We start from the raw sequence: 976 nt of genomic DNA, 5'->3' as shown, positions 1-976 counted from the left end.
GCTCGGCGCCACGCTCTGGAACGCCGGCTTTCTCACCACCGGCTATCTGCTGCGCGGCAGCGACCGGGATTCCTTCACGGTGGGCCTGCGCATCATCGTCATCGTCGTGGCTCTGGAGACGGCATTCATGCTTGCGCTGCGCTATGGCCCCGCATGCCGGCGGCGCATCAAGTTGGCGCTCGGCTGACTACGCAGCGCCGGATCTCCGGTCACGGGATAAGCTCTGCCGTCGGCTTTCCTTCGCTCGGCTGCCGGTGTTTAGTCCGGCCATGGCTTTCACCATCCGTCAGCTGCAGTTCTTCATCGCCGTCGCCGAACAAGGCACGGTTTCGGGTGCAGCACAAAACCTTTCGATCTCGCAATCGTCGGTCACCGAAGCGATCAAGGAGCTTGAAAGCGATCTCGGCGTCGAACTGTTCGAACGCCATCCGCGCGGCCTGAACATCACCCACAAGGGTCATCAGTTCCTCCGCCACGCGACAAAAATCCTCGCCGACGTTTCCGACGCGCGCCGCTCTTTCTCCGGCGAGCAGGCGGTGGCGGGCGGTCGGCTGCAGCTCGGCGTCACCTCGCTGGTCGCCGGTTATGTGCTGTCGGATCTGCTCGCCCGCTACCGTCGCGCCTATCCTGGTGTCGAGGTCTCGGCCATCGAGGACAATGGCGACTACCTCGAACATCTCTTGATCGGCGGCAAGCTCGACATTGCCGTCATGGTCACCTCCAATTTGCGCGACCGCACCGCGTTGCAGTCGGAAATCCTCGAAGTCTCGGCCTACCGGCTGTGGCTGCCGCTCGGCCATCCGCTTGCCAGCGCCGACATCATCAGCATCGGCGACATTGCCTCCGAAACGCTGATCATGCTGACCGTTGACGAGATCGAGGAGAATACCGGCAAGCTGCTGACGGCGATCGGCGCCAAGCCGCACGTCGCTTTCCGCACCCGTTCCGTGGAAGCCGTGCGCAGTCTGGTCGCGAC

Annotated in this window: 1 protein-coding gene and 1 pseudogene; both read left to right on the top strand. The window is 63.5% G+C overall.

Annotated features, from left to right (window positions below; all coding sequences use genetic code 11):
- Window positions 1-187, top strand: a pseudogene (locus EN935_RS37725) (DedA family protein); the annotation flags it as partial.
- Between the two features lie 82 nt (window positions 188-269).
- Window positions 270-976, top strand: a 707-nt coding sequence (locus EN935_RS37720) for a LysR substrate-binding domain-containing protein (RefSeq protein ID WP_127374326.1), incomplete at its 3' end; no start/stop codon positions are given.

Origin of the sequence: Mesorhizobium sp. M7D.F.Ca.US.004.03.1.1, assembly GCF_003998635.1 — a bacterium.
Taxonomy (GTDB): Bacteria; Pseudomonadota; Alphaproteobacteria; order Rhizobiales; family Rhizobiaceae; genus Mesorhizobium; species Mesorhizobium loti.
Note: the sequence above shows the minus strand (reverse complement) of the source record. Positions and strands in the feature narration are given on the sequence as shown.